Below are 24,634 nucleotides of genomic sequence, written 5' to 3'. Positions count from 1 at the left end.
TCGTTAAGTTAGTCAGTTGTCAGCGCGTTTAAGACTGGTTTCGGTTGCTTGCATAGCCCTGACAAGCTTGATATAAAAGCTTCGCTGTCATATTCGCAGGGAAAATGCGACGTGACGATAGTATTTCAAGAGGGGATGAATAGAGTGAATAAGTCACAATTGATCGACAAAATTGCCGCCGGTGCTGATATTTCTAAAGCGGCTGCTGGACGTGTATTAGATGCAGTACTGGGATCGGTAACTGAAACTCTGAAATCAGGGGAAGAAGTTGCACTGGTTGGTTTTGGTACGTTCTCTGTACGTGAGCGTTCTGCGCGTACCGGCCGTAACCCACAGACTGGTAAAGAAATCAGCATTGCTGCGGCAAAAGTGCCTGGTTTCCGTGCTGGTAAAGCGTTGAAAGACGCCGTTAACGGTTAATTACCTGCAGGTCAGGCGTCAAACCTGCGTGACAAAAGCGAGCATGGTGCTTTTACTCTCAGGTCTGGTTGTTAAACAATAACCTGACGTCACCGGGCTGGTAAGGTAAGATACAAGGCGCATCGAATTCGATGCGCTTTTTTTATTACAGCGGAGTGTTGCCTCACTATGATGGACAATTTACGCGCGGCCGCCAATCACGTCGTGCTCAAAATCATTCTGGCCCTGATTATTCTGTCCTTTATTTTGACAGGGGTGGGCAACTACCTGATCGGCGGTTCAGGCGACTATGCAGCGAAAGTGAATGGTCAGGAGATCGGACGTGCTCAGTTGGAAGAAGCTGTGCAAAACCAGCGTAGCCGACTGCAACAACAGCTTGGAGAGCAATTCTCTGCGCTGGCTGGCAGCGAAGGTTATATGCAACAACTGCGTCAAGAGTCCCTGAATAACCTGATTGACGTCACTTTGCTGGATCAGTATTCCAAGAAGCTAGGCATCACCGTTAGCGATCAGCAGATCAAAGACGCGATTCTGGCGACCCCACAATTCCAAACTGACGGCCGTTTCGACAATGCCAAGTATCTGCAAAGTATCCAGGGTATGGGTTACAGCGCGGACAACTTCGCCAAATTGATGAAACAGCAATTGGTTAGCCAGCAGTTAGCACAGGCATTTGGTACTTCAGACTTCGTTTTGCCGTCTGAAACCAGCGCCATGTCAGACTTGCTGCTGCAAGAGCGCGATGTTCGCACTGCAACGCTGGACACCGCAGCCCTTGCGGCCAAGCAGCAGGTTAGCGACAGCGAAGCGCAGGCTTTCTACGACCAGAACAAAAACAACTTCGTTTCTCCTGAAGCAGTCAAAGTGAGCTACATCGAAATGGATGCTGCTGCTTTGCAAGGAAAAACGACAGTAAGCGATGTAGATATCACGGCTTACTACGACCAGCATAAAAGCGAGTTTGGTCAGCCGGAGCGCCGTCGTTACAGCGTTATCGTGTTGAAAAACCAAGCTGACGCCGATGCGGTTGCCGCTGAACTGAAAAAAGGCGCTGATTTTGCCGAGCTGGCAAAAACCAAGTCTATCGATACCTTGAGCGGTAAGCAGGGTGGTTTGATGGATTGGGTTGAGCCTGAAACCACGCTACCAGAGTTTAAAAGTGCCAATCTGACCACCAAAGGTCAGGTATCCGGCGTGATTAAGTCTGACAGCGGGTTCTTCATTCTGCGTCTGGAAGATATTAAACCAGAGCAAATCAAGCCTTTGGCTCAGGTTCGTGACAGCATTGTTGATAAGCTGAAACAAGATAAAGCGACTGACGCTTACTACGCGTTGCAGCAGAAAGTTAGCGAAGCCGCGAACAACGACAACGAATCTTTGGCTTCTGCTGAAGAGGTGGCTGGCGTTAAGGCGACTCACACCGACTGGTTCACTCAGCAATCTATTCCTGCGGCCATCAACTTCAAACCTGTCATTCAGGCAATCTTTGATGGCGGCCTGATTGGTCAAGACGGTACGCCGGGCAGCAACTCTGACATCATCACCGTGGATGGCGATCGCGCCTTCGTGGTACGTGTTGATGCTCACAAGGCGGAAGGCGTTAAACCTTTTGCTGAAGTGAAAGAGCAGGTTGTGACTATGGTGAAACGCCAGAAAGCTGAAGATCAGGCACGTTTGGACGGTGAGAAGCTGCTGACGGCTCTGAAAGCAGGCAAAGGCGATGAAGCTCTCAAAGCTGCTGGCCTGAGTTTCGGCGACGTGCAGAAGGTTCAGCGTTCACAACAGCCTTCGGCTTTCGAGCAGAATGTCTATGCGCTGCCTCATCCGCAAAAAGACCAGCCGGTTTACGGTTTGTCTCAGGATGATCAGGGCAATAGCGTGCTGGTTGAGCTGACGGCGGTCAACGCTGGTAAGCTGCCTGACAATGAAATCGCTCGCTTCGAGCAAGAGTTGCAGCAATCTTCTTCTAACGTGACCTTCGACGCTCTGCTGTCGAACCTGCGTCAGGAAGCAAAAATTAAGCTGGGTTCTGGCGCACAACTCCAGTAAACCTCGCAGCGTTATGCAACGTGTTGCAACAAACAAAGGCCGCTTTCGCGGCCTTTTCCACATTTTGAATCTGCCAATTGTTGCCCGAATAAACTTGCTGCACTCTGTCCGTGCTGAAAACACATGGAGGATACAGCATGAAAAAATTGGGTATTACATCACTGTCACTGGCCTTAGCGCTTGGCCTTTCCACTCTGCCGGTTATGTTACAGGCAGCCCCCGCAGCCACCAGTAAGGTTACTACGACGGCATCTACGGCCACTCAAGCCCCGACCAGCAAGGCTGAAGCATCTAAGGCTAAGCAGGAGAAGGCCACGACCACTGACGACACCACGGTGAGCATCAACACGGCTTCCGCAGAGGACTTCGCCCGCGTGATGAATGGCGTTGGCGTTAAGAAGGGGCAGGCTATCGTTAACTACCGTGATGACTTGGGACAGTTCACGGAAATCGAACAGCTACAGGAAGTCCCGGGGATTGGTGCCGCGCTGTTTGAGCGCAACAAGGACCGATTGAAATTGTGACGAAAGTCGCGGCGCTGACCTGTTCACGGTTAGTGCCGTTTTCTTCTGCTAATCTCAAAAGACATCTGACCAGTTGTCAGGATTTAATGACTATTTTGCAGGAGCCGGAAAGCAATTATGCATACATTTATTACCGTTCGTGGTTTTCATATTGATGTTTATCAGCACGTTAACAATGCCCGTTATCTGGAATTTCTAGAAACAGCACGTTGGGAGTGGCTGGATAACAAAAGCGGATTTAAATGGATGAGCGAGAATAACATCGCGTTCATCGTGGTAAACATCAACATTAACTACCGCAAACCCGCCACGCTGGGCAACGTGTTGCGTATCGACAGCAGCCTGCAGCAGCTGAATACCCGCAGCGGCGTGCTGGAGCAAGTAGTCACCCACGATGGCGATATCGTCGCTGACGCCACGCTGACCTTTGTGTGCATTGATCTACGCACCCAGAAGGCGCTGACGCTGGAAGGCGAGTTGTTGGAAAGATTGCGCGAGTTAGAGCTGAAAGAGGAAGAGGCGCGAGGAGGCTGAGGAAGGCGTGAACGACCGGGCTAAAGAGTTAGCCCGGCCAAGAGAGCGGATTATTTCAGCCCGGTTTTCTGCTTCAGGCTAGCCATAACGCCGACTTTGTCTTGCTGATACTGCTGCAGGCCATTGGCGCGCAGGTTACAGGCGGCGCATTCGCCACAGCCATCACCCGCGATGCCGTTGTAGCACGTCAGGGTGTGATGGCGAATCAAATCCAGCTGTTGGTAATAATCGGCAAGGGCCCATGTCTCAGCTTTGTTCAGCCACATCAGCGGCGTGTCGAAACGGATATCGCGCGCGATGCCCAAGGAAACAGCGTGTTTCAGCGCTTTGACGAATTCGTCGCGGCAATCCGGGTAGCCGGAGAAGTCGGTTTCACAGACGCCCGTTATGACGGCTTCAGCCTGAACTTGATAAGCATAAATAGCCGCCAGAGTGAGGAACAGAATATTGCGGCCCGGCACGAAAGTGCTCGGTAAGCCGTTTTCTTCAGTTTCGCCCAGCACCGGCACCGGAATGTTGTCACGGGTCAGGCTGCTCACTGCCAGCTCGTTAAGTAAACCCACGTCCAAAACTTTGTGAGCTTTGGCGCCCAGTTCTACCGACAGCTTCTGAGCAATGTCGATCTCAGCGCGATGTCGTTGACCATAATCGAAGGTAATGCAATGTACTTCGTCATATTGCGTCAAAGCCTGAATCAGACAGGTGGTTGAATCCTGACCGCCGCTGAAAACCACTACTGCTCTTTTCATGTTGTTATCCATTTGTACTTGAATCAATTGCCACCGATTTCGGCAAATTCTATGAGGCTCATGTTACTTTTCTTTGGGATCGCTGAACAGCATCAATCATAGACTGTCACGAGAGCGGCGGGGGGATCCACGCCTGACAAAAATCGAACCATCCCCACGCGGTGAGCTGTACGCCGTTGACCCGCGGCGGCGCGCTGACCTGATATTGATAGTTGAACAGCGGCGTAATAGTGCCGCGCTTCATCAAATGGTAAAAATGGTCGCGAAGTTCTTCAGCGCGAATGTCGGCCAGAGGGAGTTGTTGAATAGTCTTAAGGCGCTGCGCCTGCTGCTCCAACTCTTCATCACTCAGAATACCCGACCACAACATATCCTGACGCAGCCAGTTCTCTAAAGTGGCCTCCGGCGCTTCGCCGATCAGACGGTCGCCCAAAAGAATATCGGCCTCATTGATACCACTTTCGTCATCCCACACGCGGCCCTGATGATAAACGATTTCTAACTCACAGTTCTCGGCGCGCAGTGCCTCTTGCAGCGCCTGCGCGACAAACTCCAACTCGACCGGCGGGTGGAACAGCAATCTCAGGGTTTTCGGTAAGATGACGTCATCGGCATGATGCTCGGGGATCGGCCATTCCGGCAGCATCTCACTGCTCGGCTTCACCAAGTCATGGTCAATAGGCAGATTATTGAGCAGGCCAGAGCGCTGGATAATCATCACCACCTTTTGCGCCTGTTCAGAGGTTAAATGCTGCCGACGCAGATTGGCGGCGATGTAGCAAAAACCCAGGCTGGTGCTGCGTTTGACCGGTTTGACATCCGCCAGTTCATCCTGCTCCCCCAGCATGATACGCACCGGGTGCTGGCAACTGACATTATCCCGCTGCGCGAACAGCTGCGGGGTTATCCAGAACTCAATGGCGGCAAGGAAAGGGCGCTGCAAGTGGTAGTAGGCATGCTGCTCGAGGCGCACCAGCTCGGCGGCAAAGCTGGCTAAACGGAAAGGCCCCGCGCCGCAGAAGGCATCGTCGGGGTGAGACAGCAAACAGCTAAGATCAGCCAGACGGTGCGCCAGCCAGTAGTCCGGCACCTCGAGGTCAAATTGCAGGCAGAGCGCGTGGGGCAGTTTTATCTCCGCTACGGCGGCGAAGGCGTGCCTGCTGCGTGGCGAAAGGCGCAGTCGCTCCAACTGCTGGCGCAGCTGCTCGGCACGGATCGGCTCGCCGTTGTGCCAATAAAGCTGGCTGCGCAGGAAGAAATACCAGGTTTTGCCGTTATTACTGATTTGCCAATGGTGCGCCAAATCAGGCTGGGGCAGCGGATCCCCGGTGGTGAAGCGAGTTAGCCCGGCGTGCAAAGTATGCGCCAAGTGCTGCTCGGCGCGGCCGGTCAGGGTTTGCGGGTCCAGTGGCTGCATGCTGCGATAGTAGGGGATACGCAGGGTCGGCGCGTCGGCCTGCCACTGGCCGCCAAGGTGGGGAGCGAGTAGGGCGTTTAAATGATTCGGGTCGACTTCGCTAAATTGCAGCGCCGCCGAGTGTTCACCGTTTTTCAGCAACTGCTGTAAGTAATTTCCCCGTAAACTTTCTGGCGTATACAGGCAGTGTAGCTCGGCGCGTTTGCCACGACCGGCTTGCGAATGCCAGTTTATCCAGCCTGCGTGCTGAAATTGCGATAGCAAAGTGCGGGTGTGGCGTTCGCTACAGCAGAAGATTTCCGCCAGCTCGCCGACATTCACCGTGGCGGGCTGACTGCCCACGCTGGCATACAGCCGTTGAAACTGATTAAGACGATTTTGCAAACGCATGCCACACCTACTCCCCTCTGAGAGAAACTCGTGGCTTGAGCATAACTCAGCGGCTGGCGGGAGACATGGAGCAAATTCACGGAGTGTGAGCTAAATCAGGAACACTATTTTTAAAATGTTCACTATTACTTCCGCAAATCGAGTTGCATACTCAGTTTGCTTACTTTCCACACCAAGGCGGCTGAAATTGTTCATCCTGCCCGGTGGGATAATCGCGAGGTGTTATGTTTCGTTTGGCTGCATTTGATATGGACGGCACGCTGTTAATGCCTGATCACCGTTTAGGTGAAAAGACACTGGCCACGCTGGCTCAGCTGGCTGAGAAGCCCATGACGCTGACTTTTGCAACCGGGCGTCACTACCTTGAGATGAAAGACATTCTGGCGAATCTCGGCCTGGAGGGTTATCTCATTACCGGCAACGGCACGCGCATCCACAATCTGCACGGCGATCGCCTTTACGCCAGTGATTTACCCGACGACTGCGCCGAAGAACTGCTGAGAACCCAATGGGATACCCCGGCCAGTCGCCACGTTTTCCGTGATGAAGGTTGGTTTACCGACCTCGACGACCCTAAGTTGCTGATCCCCCATGAGTTCAGCGGATTCCGCTATCAGCTGTGCAACTTTGCCGAACTGCCTATCAGCGGCAACAGCAAAGTCTGCTTCTGCGCACCGCACGACGTCCTGCTGCAACTGGTGCCACAGTTGGAAAGCCACTTTGGCGGACGCATTGATTTATGCTTTTCGGCGGCGGACTGTCTGGACATCATGCCAGCCGGGAGCAATAAAGGGAGCGCCTTGGCGTTTCTCACCCAGCAATTGGATATCGAAATGGCCGAGTGCATGGCCTTCGGCGACGCCATGAATGACCGCGAAATGCTGGAAAGCGTGGGTATGGGGCTGGTGATGGGCAACGCCCTGCCGGTCCTCAAACAGCAGGCTCCACACCTACAAGTTATTGGACATTGCCAACATCAGGCGGTGTCCCACTTTTTACAACATTGGCTGCATTCACCACACCTCACCTATTCCCCCGAATATTAAGGTTATTTCAGCCAGCCGGGCTATCTGTCCCGGCTTTTTTCTGCCTAGCGTGCATCTGTCACAAAAATGTCATATGACTTTCATATAGTTCGCCCATTCTCCGCCACGCGTCTTTTTCTTGTTTTCGCTTTTATTTATAGTCCAGACAGGTAGTTAACCTTTTAAGGATAAAATAATGATCACTACTCCACGAGTAACCCGCGTTGCTCTTGCGTTAGCTTTTTTGATTTCTGCCAACGTGTCCGCCAGGGCCATCGATACCGTTCAGCCACAGGCTGATTACCAACAATATATTTCCGAACGCCAAACCGTTGATTTTCTGATTCAAGATGCGCTGACGGCGTTTAAATCTCCGGCACGCGTGTCCGACGCTGGCTTTACCGGCAAGCTGCCAACCAATATGGAAATTGTCGCCGACAGGCTGCAACAGGCCAGTAAGTTAGAGCCTTACCGTGCCGATCTGCTGTTCAGCACCGCCAGCGCGTACATCTATAACAACAATGTGGATAAAGCCTTGGGCCTGTATAAACAGATTTTGGACATCGCGCCAGACGACGTTGACGCCCACAGTTACATCGCGGCGTGGGATCGTTTCAAAGGTGACACTGCCGGAACCGACGCCCAGCTCGCCGCGTTGCAGCAGCTGAATCCGGGCCGCGTGGACCAACTGAAGAAGGTCTTCGCGGTGATCGACCACGTCACTACCATGCCGCTGCGCGACCATCTGCCGGCTGACGAAGCCAAATCCTTCACCGGGCCGACGGCAATCGTTACGCTGGGTTACGCGCTGGACCCGGATGGCTCGATGAATAAAATCCTCATCCAGCGCCTGGAGAAAACGCTGGAACTCGCCAAACAGTTGCCTGACGCGATGATCGTGGTCACCGGCGGCGTGCCGCAGAACCACCAAACCGAAGGCAAACTGATGGCGCAGTGGCTGGTGGAGAAGGGCGTCGACAGCAAACGCATCTATCAGGACAACTTTGCCCGCTCGACGGTGGAAAACGCGCTGTTCAGCCGTTACGCCTTGGCTAAGCATCGCATTAAACATGCCGTGATTGTCAGCTCAGGTAGCCACGTGCGCCGTTCGCAGGCTCTGTTCACCATCGCCAGCTGGGAAACCGGCCCGCGCGATATTCAGTATGTTTCCGTGGCCGCCATCGACAAGCCGCTGGCTGAAATGCAAAGCGTTTCTCAGGGGGATAAGCAGGGGATTTACCGCGACGCGCTGAAAACCATGGGGTTGTGGAGCTTCCGCAGCTATCCGTTAGAAGAGCGTTAATCGTCTAATTCACAAGACGTTGATACAAAAAAGGCGACCTCAGGTCGCCTTTTCACTTTTGAACAAACTCAGCGAATTCCCGCCAGCTGGGCGCTGTAGTGGCTGATATCACCGATATTCGCCGACACCCATTCCGGGTCGAAATAGGTATTCAGGTAGCGTTCGCCGCTGTCGCACAATAGGGTGACGATGGAGCCGGTGTCGCCTTTCTCGCGCATCTGTTTCGCCAATTGCAGCGCGCCCCAGACGTTGGTGCCGGTCGAGCCGCCAACTTTGCGCCCCAGAACCACCTCCAGCCACTGTACGGTCGCCACGCTGGCGGCGTCGGGCACGCGCATCATGCTGTCGATAACGCTCGGAATGAAGGACGGCTCGGCGCGCGGTCGGCCAATTCCTTCGATTTTGCTGCTGCACTGCGCGGTGACGCTCGGGTCGCGCTGATGGTAATAGTCGTAGAAAACCGAGTTTTCCGGATCAACGACCACCAGTTCAGTGTCGTAACCCTGATAGCGAATATAGCGGCCCAGCGTGGCGGAGGTGCCGCCGGTTCCGGCGCTCATCACCAGATAACGCGGCACCGGATTAGGCTCCAGCGACATCTGGCGGAAGATGCTGTCGGCAATATTGTTGTTGCCGCGCCAGTCGGTGGCTCGCTCGGCGTAGGTGAACTGATCCATATAGTGGCCGTTCATTTCACGCGCTAACTGTTCGGAGGCGGCGTAGATCTGGCTCGAATTTTCCACGAAGTGGCAGCGCCCGCCGTAGAACTCAATTTGCTGAATTTTGCGCGGCGCGGTGCAGGATGGCATAACTGCGATAAAGGGTAGGCCGAGTAAACGTGCAAAATAGGCTTCCGAAATGGCGGTACTGCCAGAAGAGGCTTCAATGATCGGCGTATTTTCGCGGATCCAGCCGTTGCACAGCCCGTACAAAAATAGCGAACGCGCCAAACGGTGCTTCAGACTGCCCGACGGATGGGTGCTTTCATCTTTCAGATAGAGCGCGATGCCGGGGAAATCGCTGAGGCTCAGGCGCATTAAGTGGGTATCGGCTGAGCGCTGGAAGTCGGCGTCGATTTCTTTTATGGCGTGATTTACCCAAGCATTAGTCATGATGAAGTCCGTCGGCAAAGAGATGTTGATGGCACTTAGATTAACGCATTGTGCAGAGAAATAAGTTACTCTTTAGCCCACAAATGATGACCTAAAGAGAATGATTTTCTCTCGGGAGGCGACTTGGTAGATAAAATTGACCGCAAGCTGCTGTCGATGCTGCAACAGGACTGCACCCAGTCCATCAACGTGCTGGCCGAGGCAGTGAACCTGACCACCACGCCTTGCTGGAAACGCCTCAAGCGTCTCGAGGATGAGGGTATTATTCGCGGCAGGGTGGCGTTGCTGGATAACGAAAAGCTGGGGCTGGATCTCACGGCCTTCGTGTTGATAAAAACTCAGCACCACAGCAGCGATTGGTACCAACATTTTGTCGATCAAGTGGCAGCATTACCCGAAGTGCTGGGCTTTTACCGCATGGCCGGAGAGTATGACTATTTGCTGCAAGTGCAGGTGGCCGACATGAAAAGCTACGACAGCTTTTACAAACGTCTGGTAAACGGTGTACCGGGATTAATCGACGTGACTTCGAGTTTCGCGATGGAGCGGATTAAATCCACCACCGAGCTGCCGCTGTAACATGGCGCTTTCGCTGGCGAGGCGTTAGGGCCAGTTTGAAAAAAGTTTCATCTGTTTGGCATGTTAAGGATGGTATTCTTGCCGCTGCTTCATAATAAAAATCTTAAGAATATGGATAAATCTGCGTGAGACTCTTTGCTCAACTGGGTTGGTATTTCCGCCGCGAGTGGCGACGTTACCTCGGGGCCGTGGCATTGCTGATTATTATCGCTATTTTGCAGCTGCTGCCGCCCAAATTGGTTGGAATCGTCATTGATGGCGTGACCTCAAAACAGATGACCTCCGGCGTCTTATTCGCCTGGCTGGGTCTGATGCTGGGCACCGCCATTTTGGTGTACCTGCTGCGCTATGTCTGGCGCGTGCTGCTGTTCGGCGCCTCTTATCAGCTGGCGGTGGAGCTACGCCAGAACTTCTTCAAGCAGCTGAGTCGCCAACATCCGGCGTTTTATCTGCGCCATCGCACAGGCGACCTGATCGCTCGCGCCACCAATGACGTCGACCGCGTGGTGTTTGCCGCCGGTGAAGGGGTGCTGACGCTGGTGGATTCATTGGTGATGGGGCTGGCGGTGTTGATTGTCATGGCAACGCAAATCAGCTGGGAGCTGACGCTGCTTTCTCTGGTGCCGATGCCTATCATGGCGATTGTGATCAAACGCTATGGCGACCAATTGCACCAGCGCTTTAAAACCGCGCAGGCCGCATTCTCTTCCCTCAACGACCAGGCGCAAGAGAGCCTGACCAGTATTCGCATGATCAAAGCCTTCGGCCTTGAGAATCACCAATCTTCGCAGTTTGCCGACGTCGCCGCGGATACCGGCGTGAAGAATATGCACGTCGCGCGTGTGGATGCCCGTTTTGATCCGACGATTTATGTCGCCATCGGTATGGCCAACATGCTGGCGATTGGCGGCGGCAGCTGGATGGTGGTGCATGACCATCTCACGCTGGGCCAGCTCACCAGCTTTGTGATGTACCTTGGCCTGATGATTTGGCCCATGCTGGCGCTGGCGTGGATGTTCAACATCGTTGAGCGCGGAAGTGCCGCCTACAGCCGTATTCGCAGCTTATTGCAGGAAGCGCCGAGCGTGGTGGATGGCAAAACGCCTCTGCCGGAAGGGCGTGGCACGCTGGAGGTGAAAATTGACGATTTCCGCTATCCGGAAAACAGCCAGCCTGCGTTGCACACCGTCGACTTTGTGCTCAAGCCGGGCCAGATGCTGGGGCTGTGTGGCCCGACGGGTTCAGGCAAAAGCACCTTGCTGGCTCTGATTCAGCGCCAGTTCGACATCACGCAGGGTGACATTCAGTTCCACGGCCTGCCACTGCCAGAAATCCAGCTGGACGACTGGCGTGGGCGCATGGCGGTGGTCAGCCAGACGCCGTTCTTATTCTCCGACACCGTGGCGCAGAACATCGCGCTGGGCCGCCCTGATGCGACCCAGCAGGAGATTGAAGAGGCCGCGCGTTTAGCCAGCGTCCATGAAGATATTTTGCGTCTGCCGCAGGGCTACGAAACGGAAGTGGGCGAGCGCGGCGTGATGCTGTCTGGCGGTCAGAAGCAGCGTATCTCCATTGCTCGCGCCTTGCTGTTACAGGCTGAGATCCTGATTTTGGATGATGCGCTTTCCGCCGTCGATGGCCGCACCGAGCACCAAATTCTGCATAACTTGCGGACCTGGGGCAGCGATCGCACGGTGATCATCAGCGCGCATCGTCTGTCGGCGCTGGTGGATGCCAGCGAAATTCTGGTGTTCAGCAATGGCACCGTCGCCGAACGCGGCAACCATGAGCAGCTCTCCTCAAGGCCCGGCTGGTATCGCGAAATGTATCGCTATCAGCAGTTGGAGGCCGCGCTGGACGACGTTCCTGCGGACGATCTCCCGGTGGATGACCTTCCTGTGGATCAACAACCCCCGAGTTTGGTTGACATAAAACATGATTAAAATTCAGAAAAGCTGGCCGACGCTCAAAAGGCTTTTGAGCTACGGCAAGCCTTACAGCAAGCCCCTGTCGATTGCCGTGCTGATGCTGTGGGTGGCGGCGGGTGCGGAAGTGCTCGGGCCGATCCTCATCAGCTACTTTATTGATAATTACGTGGCGAAGGGCCAGTTACCGCTGGGCATGGTCAGCCTGCTGGCCATCACCTTTATCGTGCTGCAATTCCTCGCCGCTGGCCTGCATTACTATCAGGCGCTGCTGTTTAACCGCGCCGCGGTGGGGGTGGTCCAGAGGCTGCGCACCGACGTCATGGACGCCGCCCTGCGCCAGCCCTTAAGCGCCTTCGACACTCAGCCGGTGGGGCAGTTGATCTCCCGCGTCACCAACGATACCGAGGTGATCCGCGATCTCTACGTCACCGTGGTGTCGACCGTGCTGCGCAGCGTGGCGCTGATTGGCGCCATGCTGATTGCCATGTATAGCCTCGACTGGCGGCTGGCAACCATCGCCGCGTGTATCTTCCCGGCGGTGTTCATCGTGATGGCTATCTATCAGGTGTACAGCACGCCGGTAGTGAGGCGCGTTCGTAGCTATCTGGCTGATATCAATGACGGTTTTAACGAAGTCATTAACGGCATGGGCGTGATTCAGCAGTTCCGCCAGCAGAAGCGCTTTGGGCAGCGTTTGGCCAATGCCAGCCAGTCCCACTATGCCGCCCGCATGCAGACGCTGCGGCTGGAAGGCTTCCTGCTGCGCCCGCTGCTGAGCCTGTTCGCGTCGCTGATCCTCTGCGGCCTGCTGCTGTTATTCGGCTTCAGCGCCGAAGGCACCATTGGCGTCGGCGTGCTTTATGCCTTCATTAACTACCTTGGGCGTTTAAACGAGCCGTTAATTGCGCTGACCTCGCAGCAGTCTATCTACCAGCAAGCCGTTGTAGCGGGGGAGCGAATTTTTGATTTGATGGATCGTACCCAGCAGCAGTACGGCAGCGACGACAAGCCGCTGTGCAGCGGCGAGATTGATATTCGCAATGTCAGCTTCGCCTATCGCCCGGATAAATGGGTGCTGGAGAATATCTCCTTGCAGGTGCCTTCGCGCGGCTTTGCGGCGCTGGTTGGGCACACCGGCAGTGGTAAAAGCACTTTAGCCAACTTGCTGATGGGCTATTATCCGGTGAATCAGGGGGAGATCCGCGTGGACGGTCGCCCGCTGTCTGAGCTTTCCCACACCAGCTTGCGCAAAGGCATCGCCATGGTGCAGCAGGACCCGGTGGTACTGGCGGAATCGGTTTTTGCTAACGTCACGTTGGGCCGCGACATCGATGAGGAGCAGGTGTGGCACGCGTTGGAAGTGGTGCAGCTTGCGCCGCTGATCCGCGCGATGCCGGATGGTATCAACACCCGTCTCGGCGAGCAGGGGAACAATTTGTCGGTGGGGCAGAAGCAGCTGTTAGCCATGGCGCGCGTTCTGGTGCAAGCGCCAGAAATTTTGATCCTTGACGAGGCAACCGCCAATATCGACTCCGGCACGGAACAGGCGATTCAGCGCGCGCTGCGGGCTATTCGCCAGCAGACCACGCTGGTAGTCATCGCCCACCGTCTTTCCACCATTGTAGATGCCGATAACATCCTGGTGCTGCATCGCGGTCAGGCCGTGGAGCAGGGCAATCACCTCCAGCTGTTAGCTGAAAAAGGCCGTTACTATCAAATGTATCAGTTGCAGCTGGTGGGGGAGGAACTCGCCTCTTCGCAGCACGAGCAGCCGGTCGCTGAAAACGGCTAGGCCTCTCGCGGTGGCCTGACTCTCTCAGGTCACCGCGCTTTTCTTCCCTCTTATTTCTCACTCCGGCACTCTGGCGTTGCACCATCTTCATGCAGCGATCTTTAGGCCAAATTTTCCTTGCACTGAAAAATAGCGCTGCGCACTTAAATAGTGCGCAGGAGGCTGGGCTATTTGCACCATTTTGACTCTCAGCCTCGCTGCGACGATTCCGAAATCCCGCCATTAAGCCACAAAACGCCAGAATGCCCCGCGCGATCAACTCTGGCACAGCCTTTGCTTTATCCCTTTCGTATCGGCGAGAGTCCTCTCGCGGCAGGCTCTTAATTCGAGGAGTGGCAACATGAAGCTGGTTACTGTGGTGATCAAACCTTTTAAGTTGGAAGACGTGCGTGAAGCACTGTCAGCTGTAGGAATTCAAGGCCTGACCGTGACGGAAGTCAAAGGGTTCGGTCGCCAGAAAGGACACGCAGAGTTATATCGCGGCGCGGAGTACAGCGTTAACTTCCTGCCAAAAGTAAAAATCGATATTGCGATTGCCGACGATCAGCTCGATGAAGTGATCGACGTGATTAGCAAAGCGGCCTACACCGGCAAGATCGGCGATGGCAAAATTTTTGTAGCTGAATTGCAACGCGTTATTCGCATCCGTACCGGCGAAACCGACGAAGCAGCACTGTAAATTCGGCCTTATTACTTTAATCACTTTTTAAGACAGCAGTTTTTGAGAAACGGGGTGGGTTAACAATGAAAAAACTTCTCGCGATGATGGGGCTTGGTGCAACTGCCCTGTTGCCATCGATTGCCATGGCTGCTGCACCTGCGGTGGCTAACGGCGCTGATAACGCCTTCATGATGATCTGTACCGCGCTGGTACTGTTCATGACGGTGCCGGGCGTGGCGCTATTTTACGGCGGCTTACTGCGTTCCAAAAACGTCTTGTCTATGCTGACTCAGGTCATCGTGACCTTCGCACTGGTTTGCGTACTCTGGATGCTTTACGGCTACAGCGTCGCGTTCAGCGAAGGCAATGCCGTGTTTGGTGGCTTCAGCAACGTCATGCTGAAAGGCATCGGCCTTGATTCCGTCACCGGCACCTTCTCACAGCTGATCCACGTGGCGTTCCAATGCTCCTTCGCCTGTATTACCGTGGCACTGGTGGTGGGCGGCCTGGCAGAGCGCGTGCGCTTCTCGGCTGTCCTGATTTTCACCGTGATTTGGCTGACCTTCTCTTACCTGCCAATCGCACACATGGTGTGGGCGGGCGGTTTCCTGGCGGCTGATGGTGCGCTGGACTTCGCGGGCGGTACCGTTGTACACATCAACGCCGCCGTTGCTGGCCTGGTGGGTGCATACATGGTGGGCAAACGTGCCGGTTTCGGCAAAGAAGCCTTCAAACCGCACAACCTGCCAATGGTCTTCACTGGCGCATCGATTCTGTATGTTGGCTGGTTCGGCTTCAACGCCGGTTCTGCCAGTGCAGCCAGCTCTATCGCAGCTTTGGCCTTCCTCAACACTGTTATGGCGACTGCGGGTGCAATCCTGTCTTGGACGCTGGTTGAGTGGATGGTGCGCGGCAAACCTTCACTGCTGGGCGCAAGTTCCGGTGCTATCGCGGGTCTGGTTGCTATCACCCCGGCGTGCGGTACCGTAGGCGTTGGCGGTGCATTGATTATCGGTCTGGTAGGCGGCGTTGCTGGCCTGTGGGGCGTGGTTACGCTGAAACATTGGCTCAAGGTTGATGACACCTGTGACGTGTTTGGCGTTCACGGCGTGTGCGGCATCGTTGGCTGTATCCTGACTGGCGTGTTCTCATCCAGCTCTCTGGGCGGCGTGGGTTATGCCGAAGGCGTGACCATGGGTCACCAAGTGTGGATCCAGCTGCTGAGCGTGGGCGTAACCCTGATTTGGTCTGGTGTGGTTGCCTTCATCGCTTACAAAGTGGCAGACGTGCTGGTTGGCCTGCGCGTGCCTGAAGAACAAGAGCGCGAAGGTCTGGACGTAAACAGCCACGGCGAAAACGCTTACAACCAATAATTGGTTAAGCGTCTGATTTCAAAGAAAGTAGTGCGCTAAATTCTGTCCGACAGAAACATAATAAAAAGCAAACACAACAACCTATCCGGCGTGCTGATAAAGACTTAACGGATAATGATGAAAGCAAAAAGGGGCGATAGAGATATCGCCCCTTTTTTATGTATTTTCGATGCAGTTTCAACCCGACTTAAGGGATTTCGCGCTGGCGAATCACCCCTTCCTGCACCGTGGTGGCAATCAGCACGCCTTCGCGAGTGTAGAACTGCCCGCGCACAAAGCCGCGCGCGCCCGATGCCGAAGAGCTCTCAACGGCATACAGCAGCCAATCGTCCAGCTTGAACGGACGGTGGAACCACATGGAGTGGTCAATGGTGGCCACTTGCATGCCCGGCTCAAGGAAGCCGACGCCGTGCGGCTGAAGAGCCGTGGGCAGGAAGTTGAAGTCCGAGGCATAACCCAGCAGATACTGATGCACGCGCAGGTCATCCGGCATCTCGCCGTTGGCTTTAAACCATACCGCGCGGTGTGGCTCTTCTTTACTGCCTTTTAGCGGATTGTGGAACTTCACCGGGCGCATTTCGATCGGTTTCTGGCCGATAAACTTGTCGCGCACTTTCTCAGGGATCAGGTGAGCAAGGCTCTTGGCGATATCCGATTCGGAGATTAAGGACTCCGGCGGCGGCACGTCCGGCATGGTGTTCTGATGCTCGAAGCCCTCTTCATGGCTCTGGAATGAGGCGGTCATGTAGAAGATCGGCTTACCGTGCTGGACGGCTTTTACGCGGCGGGCGCTGAAGCTGTTGCCGTCGCGCAGGATTTCGACGTCATAAATAATCGGCTTGCTACTGTCGCCGGGGCGTAAAAAATAGCTGTGGAAAGAGTGAATACCACGGTCGCTAGGCACGGTTTGCTTGGCAGCGTAGAGAGCCTGCCCGACGACCTGCCCGCCAAAGACCTGACGCAAGCCAAGATCTTCACTTTGGCCACGAAACAACCCTTCTTCGATTTTTTCCAGATCTAGCAGATCCAGTAATTTTTGTAGTGCCTGACTCATAGGTGGCCTCATGAAAGTTAGCCTTTTGCCGCCTCGGAAAACTCTGATAAATCAATGTGCAGCATCAGGAACGATGGGGTATCTCATTCATAATAGTGGATAAAAGCATGGCTCAGAAGCTGATTTTGGTCAGCGACAGGAAAAGGTCAGTTTTTTGTGCCATGATTAATGCGCAAGGTGGTTAAAGCCACTACTCATAGTCGGCGTTTATTTGAGCTTGTCGACAAGCGAATAATAAAAAGGAGAACGATCAATGAAACTTTGGCAGATTGTAGGTGGAACCGCGCTGTCTCTCACACTGGCCGGTTGTGCATCGCACCCAGCACCAGCACAGGAAGCACCCGCCAATACGTCGGCGAGTCCGTCCGGGCCAGCTATCACCGGGCCAAACGTGTCGGGTACGGTTAACATCTCACAGCGCGTGGCCTTGCCACCTGATGCTGTGTTGACGGTAACTATGTCTGATGCTTCTCTGGCTGATGCGCCTTCACGCGTTATCGCGCAGAAAGTGGCACGCACCGGTGGGAAACAGGCTCCATTTACCTTTATCCTGCCTTACAACCCGCAGGATGTCCCGCCAAACGCACGCGTTATCTTGAGTGCGGCGGTGACGGTGAATGGTCATTTGGCCTTCATTACGGATAGCATCAAAGAAGTGGTTAACCGCGGTCAGGGTACCAAAGCTGACTTGCAGTTAGTCCCAGTAGCCTCAGTGCCTGTGACGACCAAGCCAACCGGATTAGGGCCAGAAAGCAACCCTAACCAACCGGGTCTTGAAACTCCTCCAGGTGCGCCAGGTGCTCCAGCACCCGCTCCAGCCCCGACTCAGCCAATGTATTAATAGTTAATTAATACCGAGTCAGTCGAGCAAAAGAAAAACACCGCCCAGGCGGTGTTTTTTTATGACCAGGATTCACCATTTCCAGCCATATTTCTCCAGATCAATCTGCCCGCCTTCGAACACAATGCCTTCTTCGAGCAGGGCCTGGCGCTGGCGTTTAAAATCTTCCCCTTGTTGGGAAATCTCGCCGTGACGATTGATGACGCGATGCCATGGCAGAGTGCTGCCTTCCGGCAATTTGCGCAGTACGCCGCCGACCTGCCTTGCCGCACGCGGTGAGCCTGCTAACTGGGCGACATTGCCATAAGTGGTGACTTGACCATAGGGGATGGCGGCAATGATCTGTAGGACGCGGTGGCGAAAGTTATCGGTCTCCGACATGGTGGGCTCCTTGTGGGTTTCACTGCCATTATGCCGCAAACCCGTCTCGGATAAAGGTCGTAACCGTGGCGGTTGTATAAGAAAACAACGGTTGTCGGCGGTTAACTTGCAATTGCCACGGCCATCACTGATAATGCCCACCGCTTCGATTATTCAGCAATGAGTCGCGAAGCCAACAACGACAATGGGGGCCCTGTTGGTTCTCCCGCAACACTAACTTGTTAACTCGGTCAGGTCCGGAAGGAAGCAGCCATGGCAGGTGTCGTGTGTGCCGGGATGTAGCTGGCAGGGCCTCCACCATTTCTGGCTCTCGCCGTTTTACGCTCATTCCCCACTTATTATTATCCCCCCAATTTTGTTAATTCATCGCTGAATAATCGGCCGAATTCGTCGTGCAAAAAAAAGCTGGGACTTAGCCCAGCTTTGCGTCTTAACGCGCTTTATTGGCTTGAGCAATCACCGATCCGGCTAGCGTTTTGGCGACCTGACTTGAGGAGGCGCTTTTTAAAGCTTTGGATGCAATAGCTTCCATCTCGGCACCGGTTTGGTTTTTAGAGCTGGCCTGCGAAAGCACTGAGCCTGCCAGGCTTTTTTCAAGCTCGGTGGCCTTGGGGTTGTTGAGGGTTTCTGCTGCGAGGCGGGCGACGTGTTGTGAGGATTGTTTATCGTTGCGAGTCATGTTTATCACCTATCCATGTGGTAAATAATCAAAGATGTAGTATTCCATATGTCAATAAATGACTAGATATGGTGTTTCATCTTAGGGTGATATGTTGGATTTCTACAAGACTATTTTGGATTTTGTGCTTTTGTCGTCGTAAAAAAGGGCACGTTTTAGGTGCCCTTATGGAGATTTATTTTGCGGCTAGTGATGGACTAAGGTGGCGAAGTAATAGGCTAATGGGATCGCCAAAATATACAGGCCAATCGGCACTTCACGGGCTTTCCCGGCCACGACTTTGATGATCACATAGAACAGCAGGCCACCGGCGATCCCCGTGCCGAAGCTGTTTGAAATCAGGGTGATCATCACCATCATCAGAACTGGCAGGCCATCAGTAAAGTTGCCCAAATCGACTTTGCGCAGCCCGCTGAACATGTTCAAACCAATCAGAATTAATGCCGGTGCCGTCGCCTCTTTGGGGATCATCAGCGCAATCGGCGTAAACAGCAGCATCAGCAGGAACATCAAGGCCGCGGTCAGCGCCGTCAGGCCAGTTTTGCCTCCAGCTTCGGCGGCGGCTGAGGATTCAATCAGCGCCGTTGCAGCAGGGATGCCGACAATCGGCCCGAGTGCCGCCGCAATAGAGTCAACCACGAATGGACGATTAATGTTAGGCATGTTGCCTTGCTCGTCGAGCAACCCGGCCTCGCCGCCAACCGCCAGCGTGGTGCCCATGGTGGAGAAAAACTCAGACGCGAAGAAGATAAACAAGAAGGGCAGGAAGGCGATATTAATCGCGCCCATCAAATCGACTTTACCCAGCAGCGGCCCGACGGAGTGCGGCAGGGAGAACCACTGCTGCGGCAGGTGGGTGACGCCAAAAGGAATGCCAATCAGCGTAGCGAAAAGAATGGCCCACAGCAGCGCGCCGGGGATTTTTCGCGCCTGAAGAGCGACTGCTACCAACAGGCCGAGCAGGGCGATAATGGCGCCCGGCGCGGTGAAGTCACCCAAGGCTAAAGCGTTGGTTTTCACCGTCGCGGCTACCAAACCGGCATTGCGGAAACCCAATAAAGCCACAAAAATACCAATCGACGCCGTTAAGCCAAGCTTGATGGATTGCGGAACGGAGCGAGTAACCACTTCGCGCAGACCCAGCACCGTCATTACGAAAAACACGATGCCCGACCAGCAGGCGATGCCCAGCGCGATGGGCCAGCTGATGCCGTCCCCGGCCAGCGTAATGCCGACTAACACTGAACCGCCGATGCCCGGCCCGACCATAAACGGCAGGTTGGCATAGAACGCCATCAGCAAGCTTCCCAATACAAAAACGATAATGACGCCGGTGGTGGCCGCGCCTTTATCGATGCCGCCTGCGGCCAGCAGGCTTGGGATGACAATCAATAAATAGGCGGCGGCTAAGAAGCCAGTAATGCCCGCCAGACACTCAGTTTTAGCTCGGGTGCCGCGCTGCTGTAGTTTAAAACGACGCTGTAACCAGCTTTCTCCGGCTGGCGCAGCGGCCTGTTTAACAGAACTGTCACTCATGTTGGAAATCCCCTGAAACTTTATGTTTTTTATGATGTTGCGGTTGCTATCACTGTGTTGCAGTACGGCTAAATCTCGTCTTCCCACATTTCGAGGATCGGGTCGACTATTTCTCTTAACCCGCCATCGGTCAGACCTAAATCAGTCAGATGGGGACCGGCGTTGCAGGCCAAACAGGTGCCTTCGATGGCTTTGAAAACGCGATAAGGCGGCTCCCAGTCGGCGACTTTGGAACTCAGATCTCGCAGGTTTTTAAACTGCGCCGCCAACTCTTCTGCCGGTAAATCCGAAAGCATGCCGGCAATCGGCATGGCCACGTGGGCCAGCAGTTGTTCATTTTGGCTCAGCGCCATGCCGCCGCCGCTAGCTATTAGCTGATTAGCTGTCAGCACCATATCCGCAGGATTTCGGCCCAGCACCACCAGATTATGCGAGTCGTGGGAGTAGGAGGTGGCAATGGCCCCGCGCAGTTCACCCCAGCCTTCCAGCAGCGCCATGCGCGGCGTGGCGTCATGGCGGCCATGGCGATGCTTGACCCAAATCAGGCTGAAGCCGTCAGGGATCTGCACCTCGCCGTCGCGCACGTTAACCACCACTTCGCTCCACTGGGTGAAGCGCGCGCCTTTGATGTTTCTCAGGCGAGCTTTGCCATTTTTCAGACCGGGAATGCGCAGCACAAAGTCGCCTGCCGACAGACTGGAGATGTGCATGGTGTCGCGCGGCGGTGTCACGCCGGTGGCTTTTTTCGGACTGAACAGCAGCTTGCCGTCTTGCGCCACTTTCTGCCCGCTCACGTAAACGGCTAAAGGATTGAGCGACTCCAGCGAGTCGAACACAATCATATCCGCCGTGCGTCCGGCGGCAATCAGGCCTAAATCAGCACGCTGCATGCGGATCGCCGCGTTGAAAGTCGCCATGCGCAGCACGTCTTCAGCAGGCAAGCCGTGAGATATCAGTAGTTTAATCAGGGCGATCAGGCCGCCTTTTTCCAACAGGAAATCGGGCGGGACGTCATCCGTGCAGAGGGTGATTTGCGAAGAGAGGTGCGGCAGGGTTTTCAGTGCCGCGACGATTTCTGGCAGTAGATATGGGTGCGAGCCGCGAATTTGCAGAGTCAGGCCAGCCCGCAGTTTCTCCAGCGCGTCTTCGGCGGAGGTCAACTCATGGTCAGAAGTGATCCCGGCGGCGAGGTAGGCTTGCAGCCCGGAGCCTTTCAAGCCGCGCGCGTGCCCTTCAATCAGTTTGCCGCTGCTCAGGCCAGCTTCGAGGATTTCAATCATGCGATCGCTGGCGTTGAGCACGCCGTGCATATCCATCACTTCCGCCACGCCCGCGACTTCCGGCCAGCTCAGCATGGTTTGCATTTCACGCCCTTTGAAATCGGCCCCGGACATTTCCAGACCCGGAGTAGAAGGCACGCTGGACGGCGCGGCGCAAATCACCCGCAAAGGCAGGTCACGGCTGGATTCAACAGCATAACGCACGCCGTCTACGCCGAGCACGTTGGCTAATTCATGCGGATCCCAAAAAACCGTGGTAGTGCCTTGAGCGACTACGATCTCGGCGTAACTCTCCGGCGGCAGGTGGGAGCTTTCTATATGCACGTGGGTGTCGATAAGGCCGGGAGAGAGCAGCGCTCCGGCAAGGTCATCGACATTTTCTGTCTGCAAAAACTCGCCGCAGGGGTGCACGCTGGCGATCATATGGTCGACTAGCCCGACGTCGGCGTCGCGGATCTCTCCTGTCACCATGTCGATGACGCGCGCATTGCGCAGTAAGCGGTCGAAGGGAATTTTGCCTAAAGCGGCTTGTACGGCGCGCTGGCGCAGGGCGATCGCGGGAGGAGAAACGGTCATAGGAGTATCCAATATCGGCAAGTCATTGCGCTAATGTAGGCAGCGTGAAGAGCTTTGGACAGATGATTTATTTTATCGGGTTATAAGATGGGGTTATGCTGAGCAAACGTTTACTTTCTTTTGACTGGAACACGGGAAACTATGTCTGAACCCTGGCGTCGATTGCCTGCTTTATCCCTCAAACAGATACAATATTTTGTCACGCTGGCCCAGCTGCGCAGTTTTACCGAAACAGCCAATCGCTTGGCTATCAGCCAGCCGGCGTTGAGCAGCGCGCTGCGCCAAATTGAGTCAGTTTTAGGCGGGAAGCTGGTAAACCGAACCGCGCAGGCGGTGACGCTCACCGAGGAAGGCATTGCCATTTTGCCCCATGCCCAGCGTTTGCTGAACGCCGCTCACAGCGCGTTTGACGATATGCAGCAGATTATGGAGCAGGGCGGTGACGGCACGTTGAGAATTGGGCTGGTGCCTTCCGTCAGTACGCTACTTTTCCCCGCCGTTCCGCAGCTGCTTTCCGAACATTTTCCGGCCATGCGCATTGAGTTTCACGATTTGACCAATAACGCCCTGCTGGTGGAACTTGAAAACGGTTCTCTGGACTTTGGTATCGGTGCCACTGACAGCACGGTGCCGGACAGCCTGACGGTCTATCCCCTGCTGGAAGACCCTTTTGTGGTGGTGATGCGCAAGGATGATCTATTAGCAGAAACGCACAATCTTCCGTGGCGGCAGTTGGCCAAAAGACCGATAGCGCTTTTTCTAAAAGGCAATGTCAGCCGATTGGTGGCGTCGCTGGTGGAAAGCCATAAATTGAACCTGAGTATCAATTACCGGGTGGATTTTCAGGAAACCCTCTATGGGTTAGTCCGATCGCGGCTGGCACTGGCTATTTTGCCTGAGTTATATACCGCAACGCTGAATGATGAAGAATTAAAGGTGGTCCATTTACAGCAACCGACCTTAAGCCGAACCGTGGCGATGATGCGAAAACCCGCCCCTTTGCGTTCGGCGCAAACAGAACAGTGTTTTCAGTTTCTATTACAGGCTTTTTTAGAAAGGATTAAGAAAGGGAATAAAGAGTTTCAATAATTGGAACTGATAAAGGAAGTGAATGTTTTGTCTGAATAATAACCATAGGGCCGCGGTTAAATACGGCCCTATGAAGTCATGTATGGAAACGTTACCGGACGAATTTCCAGACGGCGACAGGAACTTTGTCGTAAAGCTTATTCATTGTTAATTCTGCCAGGCGATGGTCGGCCGCAGAGTAAAACAACTCCAGTTCGTCGTCGGAAAGCTCGTACTTATTTTTCTCAATAACGCGTTCAAGAGTGTCAATAGTGGTGCATTTTCTCAAACGCATCAAATAGTCGATTTTGTTCATCATGACCTTTTCATTATTTATCTAAATTACTGCTGGTGTTGGTTAAAGTATTACTTAAGTTTTCATCAGGGTACAGACATACTCACCTGAGAACATTCTGAATAATCGTTTTTTGGTCTTTTGCCATTGACGTAAGTCAGAATCGTTTATTCCGTAATTACTGAAGAGGGTGTAGGTATCGTCCAGGTACTCCTCAACCAAATCGGTCAGAGGGGTATCATCCGGGTATTTTATTTTAAAACTCATCACAAACGAAGCGATGTGCTCGATCAGTTCATTAAGTTGCAGGTTTACCGCGGAAGTAGGGTCGTTGACCCAACCGTGGTGGCTATCCCCCAGCGTAGCTATCCCTTCATCGTACAGACTTTCATTCAGGAACCGCAGCTGCGCTATATCGTGTCGCTTAGGCGAGTACTCATCCATATCATCCCCTCCGTAATGGCTTATTCGGTGTTGACAACACTCTGTGAGTAAACAACAAAACTTGGTGGTTTCCGGGTACATCACTTACAACAGAACTCTATGAACTAAACCTAAAATATAGATGAGATTTAGCAATAATAAACACTTTCTTCAATAAATGTTGGGGATAAGATTTATTCAAAACATTACGATTTAAATATAATTCATTTTGGCAATTATGCACCAGTGCATTACTTAAAATTACAGTTCTTCAGCGGAAGTCGAACGTTCAGTATCAATAATATCAAATTCAAGCCCGTGGCCTTTAACTTTAAATGACACGCGCTCAGTGGTGAACTCATCTGCGTTAATGTCAAGGCAGGCGTTGAAGATAGTCCATTTGAATCCATAACTCATCGAATACTGATCATTACCGATAGCTGTGATAGAGATAATCTTCAAAGAGTCAGGTGTATATTGAGAATTTTCGGAGTAATAACTCAAATCCCCAACTAAATCTGTTTCTATTTGTGAAAGATTGAGTTCAATAATCTTTTGCAAATACTCGGTTGAAACTTTGTTCCCATCGATTTCATAAGGGATTAATTTTTTCATCTCGTTCCCCATGTGAAAATAGCCTTCCTC

General features: G+C 53.8%; 24 protein-coding genes and 1 other RNA gene. 14 read left to right on the top strand and 11 right to left on the bottom strand.

The features are described from left to right. The first annotated feature begins 144 nt into the window (after positions 1-144). The 4 genes from hupB (at position 145) to V2154_RS16335 (ending at position 3,527) form a co-directional block, all read left to right on the top strand. Positions 145-420 carry a nucleoid-associated protein HU-beta gene (hupB, locus tag V2154_RS16350; RefSeq protein WP_034792380.1) on the top strand — a complete coding sequence of 92 codons (276 nt, stop codon included), beginning with the start codon at positions 145-147 and terminating at the stop codon, positions 418-420. Positions 421-588: 168 nt separating this feature from the next. Then, positions 589-2,469, top strand: coding sequence for a peptidylprolyl isomerase (gene ppiD / locus V2154_RS16345; RefSeq protein ID WP_353503071.1), 1,881 nt, complete (start codon positions 589-591; stop codon positions 2,467-2,469). Positions 2,470-2,606: 137 nt separating this feature from the next. Further along, positions 2,607-2,993, top strand: coding sequence for a ComEA family DNA-binding protein (locus tag V2154_RS16340; RefSeq protein WP_353503070.1), 387 nt, complete (start codon positions 2,607-2,609; stop codon positions 2,991-2,993). A gap of 117 nt (positions 2,994-3,110) precedes the next feature. Beyond that, entirely contained in the window at positions 3,111-3,527 is a 417-nt protein-coding gene (locus V2154_RS16335) for a YbgC/FadM family acyl-CoA thioesterase (RefSeq protein WP_353503069.1), read from the top strand. A gap of 50 nt (positions 3,528-3,577) precedes the next feature. Here the strand turns inward: V2154_RS16335 and queC are convergent, their stop codons facing one another. Next, positions 3,578-4,276, bottom strand: a complete 699-nt coding sequence (gene queC, locus V2154_RS16330; RefSeq protein ID WP_353503068.1) for a 7-cyano-7-deazaguanine synthase QueC — start codon at positions 4,274-4,276, stop codon at positions 3,578-3,580. A gap of 106 nt (positions 4,277-4,382) precedes the next feature. Continuing rightward, entirely contained in the window at positions 4,383-6,083 is a 1,701-nt protein-coding gene (locus V2154_RS16325) for an SgrR family transcriptional regulator (RefSeq protein ID WP_353503067.1), read from the bottom strand. A 224-nt stretch (positions 6,084-6,307) separates the two neighbouring features. Between V2154_RS16325 and cof the strand changes: the two genes are divergently transcribed. Beyond that, positions 6,308-7,129: an HMP-PP phosphatase gene (gene cof / locus V2154_RS16320; protein WP_353503066.1), complete on the top strand. Its 822-nt coding sequence runs from the start codon at positions 6,308-6,310 to the stop codon at positions 7,127-7,129. 175 nt (positions 7,130-7,304) lie between these two features. Continuing rightward, entirely contained in the window at positions 7,305-8,411 is a 1,107-nt protein-coding gene (locus V2154_RS16315; RefSeq protein WP_353503065.1) for an ElyC/SanA/YdcF family protein, read from the top strand. A gap of 68 nt (positions 8,412-8,479) precedes the next feature. Here V2154_RS16315 and V2154_RS16310 read toward each other — a convergent pair whose 3' ends face one another. Continuing rightward, positions 8,480-9,523: a PLP-dependent cysteine synthase family protein gene (locus tag V2154_RS16310; RefSeq protein WP_353503064.1), complete on the bottom strand. Its 1,044-nt coding sequence runs from the start codon at positions 9,521-9,523 to the stop codon at positions 8,480-8,482. A 123-nt stretch (positions 9,524-9,646) separates the two neighbouring features. Between V2154_RS16310 and V2154_RS16305 the strand changes: the two genes are divergently transcribed. The 5 genes from V2154_RS16305 to amtB all read left to right on the top strand — a co-directional run bounded on the left by V2154_RS16305 (position 9,647) and on the right by amtB (position 15,856). Beyond that, entirely contained in the window at positions 9,647-10,102 is a 456-nt protein-coding gene (locus V2154_RS16305; protein WP_034792362.1) for an Lrp/AsnC family transcriptional regulator, read from the top strand. Positions 10,103-10,227: 125 nt separating this feature from the next. Beyond that, the gene (locus tag V2154_RS16300) at positions 10,228-12,045 is read left to right on the top strand and encodes a SmdA family multidrug ABC transporter permease/ATP-binding protein (protein WP_353503063.1); all 1,818 of its coding nucleotides are present in this window, start codon (positions 10,228-10,230) and stop codon (positions 12,043-12,045) included. Beyond that, the gene (locus V2154_RS16295) at positions 12,038-13,822 is read left to right on the top strand and encodes a SmdB family multidrug efflux ABC transporter permease/ATP-binding protein (RefSeq protein ID WP_353503062.1); all 1,785 of its coding nucleotides are present in this window, start codon (positions 12,038-12,040) and stop codon (positions 13,820-13,822) included. The genes V2154_RS16300 and V2154_RS16295 overlap by 8 nt, the downstream gene beginning before the upstream one ends. 340 nt (positions 13,823-14,162) lie before the next feature. Beyond that, positions 14,163-14,501, top strand: a complete 339-nt coding sequence (glnK, locus tag V2154_RS16290) for a P-II family nitrogen regulator (RefSeq protein ID WP_009639071.1) — start codon at positions 14,163-14,165, stop codon at positions 14,499-14,501. 65 nt (positions 14,502-14,566) lie between these two features. Further along, on the top strand, positions 14,567-15,856 hold the full coding sequence (amtB, locus tag V2154_RS16285; protein ID WP_353503061.1) for an ammonium transporter AmtB: 1,290 nt from the start codon (positions 14,567-14,569) through the stop codon (positions 15,854-15,856). A 187-nt stretch (positions 15,857-16,043) separates the two neighbouring features. Here amtB and tesB read toward each other — a convergent pair whose 3' ends face one another. After that, entirely contained in the window at positions 16,044-16,910 is an 867-nt protein-coding gene (tesB, locus tag V2154_RS16280) for an acyl-CoA thioesterase II (RefSeq protein WP_034792352.1), read from the bottom strand. A gap of 253 nt (positions 16,911-17,163) precedes the next feature. Here tesB and V2154_RS16275 point away from each other — a divergent pair, with 253 nt between their 5' ends. After that, positions 17,164-17,751: a YbaY family lipoprotein gene (locus tag V2154_RS16275; RefSeq protein WP_353503060.1), complete on the top strand. Its 588-nt coding sequence runs from the start codon at positions 17,164-17,166 to the stop codon at positions 17,749-17,751. 72 nt (positions 17,752-17,823) lie between these two features. Here V2154_RS16275 and V2154_RS16270 read toward each other — a convergent pair whose 3' ends face one another. Then, positions 17,824-18,132, bottom strand: a complete 309-nt coding sequence (locus V2154_RS16270) for an MGMT family protein (protein WP_353503059.1) — start codon at positions 18,130-18,132, stop codon at positions 17,824-17,826. A gap of 194 nt (positions 18,133-18,326) precedes the next feature. On the opposite strand from V2154_RS16270, the gene ffs reads away from it, so the two are divergent. Further along, an RNA gene (gene ffs, locus V2154_RS16265) (signal recognition particle sRNA small type) lies at positions 18,327-18,423 on the top strand. 139 nt (positions 18,424-18,562) lie between these two features. Here the strand turns inward: ffs and V2154_RS16260 are convergent. The 3 genes from V2154_RS16260 to V2154_RS16250 all read right to left on the bottom strand — a co-directional run bounded on the left by V2154_RS16260 (position 18,563) and on the right by V2154_RS16250 (position 22,203). Beyond that, positions 18,563-18,811, bottom strand: a complete 249-nt coding sequence (locus tag V2154_RS16260; RefSeq protein ID WP_353503058.1) for a hypothetical protein — start codon at positions 18,809-18,811, stop codon at positions 18,563-18,565. A gap of 186 nt (positions 18,812-18,997) precedes the next feature. After that, on the bottom strand, positions 18,998-20,347 hold the full coding sequence (locus V2154_RS16255; RefSeq protein WP_353503057.1) for an NCS2 family permease: 1,350 nt from the start codon (positions 20,345-20,347) through the stop codon (positions 18,998-19,000). Between the two features lie 68 nt (positions 20,348-20,415). Then, positions 20,416-22,203 (bottom strand): adenine deaminase, encoded by a 1,788-nt coding sequence (locus V2154_RS16250; RefSeq protein ID WP_353503056.1) that lies wholly within the window; start codon positions 22,201-22,203, stop codon positions 20,416-20,418. A gap of 141 nt (positions 22,204-22,344) precedes the next feature. On the opposite strand from V2154_RS16250, the gene V2154_RS16245 reads away from it, so the two are divergent. Next, positions 22,345-23,292 (top strand): LysR family transcriptional regulator, encoded by a 948-nt coding sequence (locus tag V2154_RS16245; RefSeq protein ID WP_353503055.1) that lies wholly within the window; start codon positions 22,345-22,347, stop codon positions 23,290-23,292. A gap of 91 nt (positions 23,293-23,383) precedes the next feature. Here V2154_RS16245 and V2154_RS16240 read toward each other — a convergent pair whose 3' ends face one another. From V2154_RS16240 to V2154_RS16230, 3 genes are all read right to left on the bottom strand, one after another. Next, positions 23,384-23,587: an HHA domain-containing protein gene (locus tag V2154_RS16240; RefSeq protein ID WP_034792706.1), complete on the bottom strand. Its 204-nt coding sequence runs from the start codon at positions 23,585-23,587 to the stop codon at positions 23,384-23,386. A gap of 54 nt (positions 23,588-23,641) precedes the next feature. Beyond that, a complete protein-coding gene (gene tomB / locus V2154_RS16235) occupies positions 23,642-24,010 on the bottom strand; it encodes an Hha toxicity modulator TomB (RefSeq protein WP_353503054.1) in 369 nt (122 codons plus the stop codon). A gap of 240 nt (positions 24,011-24,250) precedes the next feature. Further along, complete coding sequence (locus tag V2154_RS16230; RefSeq protein WP_353503053.1) at positions 24,251-24,604, bottom strand: hypothetical protein; 354 nt, start codon at positions 24,602-24,604, stop codon at positions 24,251-24,253. Positions 24,605-24,634: the final 30 nt, after the last annotated feature.

This window comes from Ewingella sp. CoE-038-23, from assembly GCF_040419245.1.
Classification (GTDB): Bacteria; Pseudomonadota; Gammaproteobacteria; order Enterobacterales; family Enterobacteriaceae; genus Ewingella; species Ewingella allii.
The sequence above is the reverse complement of the archived record's forward strand: the minus strand, read 5'-3'. Positions and strand labels throughout refer to the sequence as shown.

Coding starts and splice junctions, on each gene's coding strand:
- V2154_RS16295 (WP_353503062.1), top strand. CDS start 12,038: ATGATTAAAATTCAGAAAAGCTGGCCGACGCTCAAAAGGCTTTTGAGC.
- V2154_RS16240 (WP_034792706.1), bottom strand. CDS start 23,587: ATGAACAAAATCGACTATTTGATGCGTTTGAGAAAATGCACCACTATT.
- V2154_RS16270 (WP_353503059.1), bottom strand. CDS start 18,132: ATGTCGGAGACCGATAACTTTCGCCACCGCGTCCTACAGATCATTGCC.
- V2154_RS16340 (WP_353503070.1), top strand. CDS start 2,607: ATGAAAAAATTGGGTATTACATCACTGTCACTGGCCTTAGCGCTTGGC.
- V2154_RS16250 (WP_353503056.1), bottom strand. CDS start 22,203: ATGACCGTTTCTCCTCCCGCGATCGCCCTGCGCCAGCGCGCCGTACAA.
- V2154_RS16275 (WP_353503060.1), top strand. CDS start 17,164: ATGAAACTTTGGCAGATTGTAGGTGGAACCGCGCTGTCTCTCACACTG.
- V2154_RS16315 (WP_353503065.1), top strand. CDS start 7,305: ATGATCACTACTCCACGAGTAACCCGCGTTGCTCTTGCGTTAGCTTTT.
- glnK (WP_009639071.1), top strand. CDS start 14,163: ATGAAGCTGGTTACTGTGGTGATCAAACCTTTTAAGTTGGAAGACGTG.
- amtB (WP_353503061.1), top strand. CDS start 14,567: ATGAAAAAACTTCTCGCGATGATGGGGCTTGGTGCAACTGCCCTGTTG.
- tesB (WP_034792352.1), bottom strand. CDS start 16,910: ATGAGTCAGGCACTACAAAAATTACTGGATCTGCTAGATCTGGAAAAA.
- queC (WP_353503068.1), bottom strand. CDS start 4,276: ATGAAAAGAGCAGTAGTGGTTTTCAGCGGCGGTCAGGATTCAACCACC.
- ppiD (WP_353503071.1), top strand. CDS start 589: ATGATGGACAATTTACGCGCGGCCGCCAATCACGTCGTGCTCAAAATC.
- V2154_RS16325 (WP_353503067.1), bottom strand. CDS start 6,083: ATGCGTTTGCAAAATCGTCTTAATCAGTTTCAACGGCTGTATGCCAGC.
- V2154_RS16230 (WP_353503053.1), bottom strand. CDS start 24,604: ATGAAAAAATTAATCCCTTATGAAATCGATGGGAACAAAGTTTCAACC.
- cof (WP_353503066.1), top strand. CDS start 6,308: ATGTTTCGTTTGGCTGCATTTGATATGGACGGCACGCTGTTAATGCCT.
- V2154_RS16255 (WP_353503057.1), bottom strand. CDS start 20,347: ATGAGTGACAGTTCTGTTAAACAGGCCGCTGCGCCAGCCGGAGAAAGC.
- tomB (WP_353503054.1), bottom strand. CDS start 24,010: ATGGATGAGTACTCGCCTAAGCGACACGATATAGCGCAGCTGCGGTTC.
- V2154_RS16310 (WP_353503064.1), bottom strand. CDS start 9,523: ATGACTAATGCTTGGGTAAATCACGCCATAAAAGAAATCGACGCCGAC.
- V2154_RS16335 (WP_353503069.1), top strand. CDS start 3,111: ATGCATACATTTATTACCGTTCGTGGTTTTCATATTGATGTTTATCAG.
- V2154_RS16260 (WP_353503058.1), bottom strand. CDS start 18,811: ATGACTCGCAACGATAAACAATCCTCACAACACGTCGCCCGCCTCGCA.
- V2154_RS16245 (WP_353503055.1), top strand. CDS start 22,345: ATGTCTGAACCCTGGCGTCGATTGCCTGCTTTATCCCTCAAACAGATA.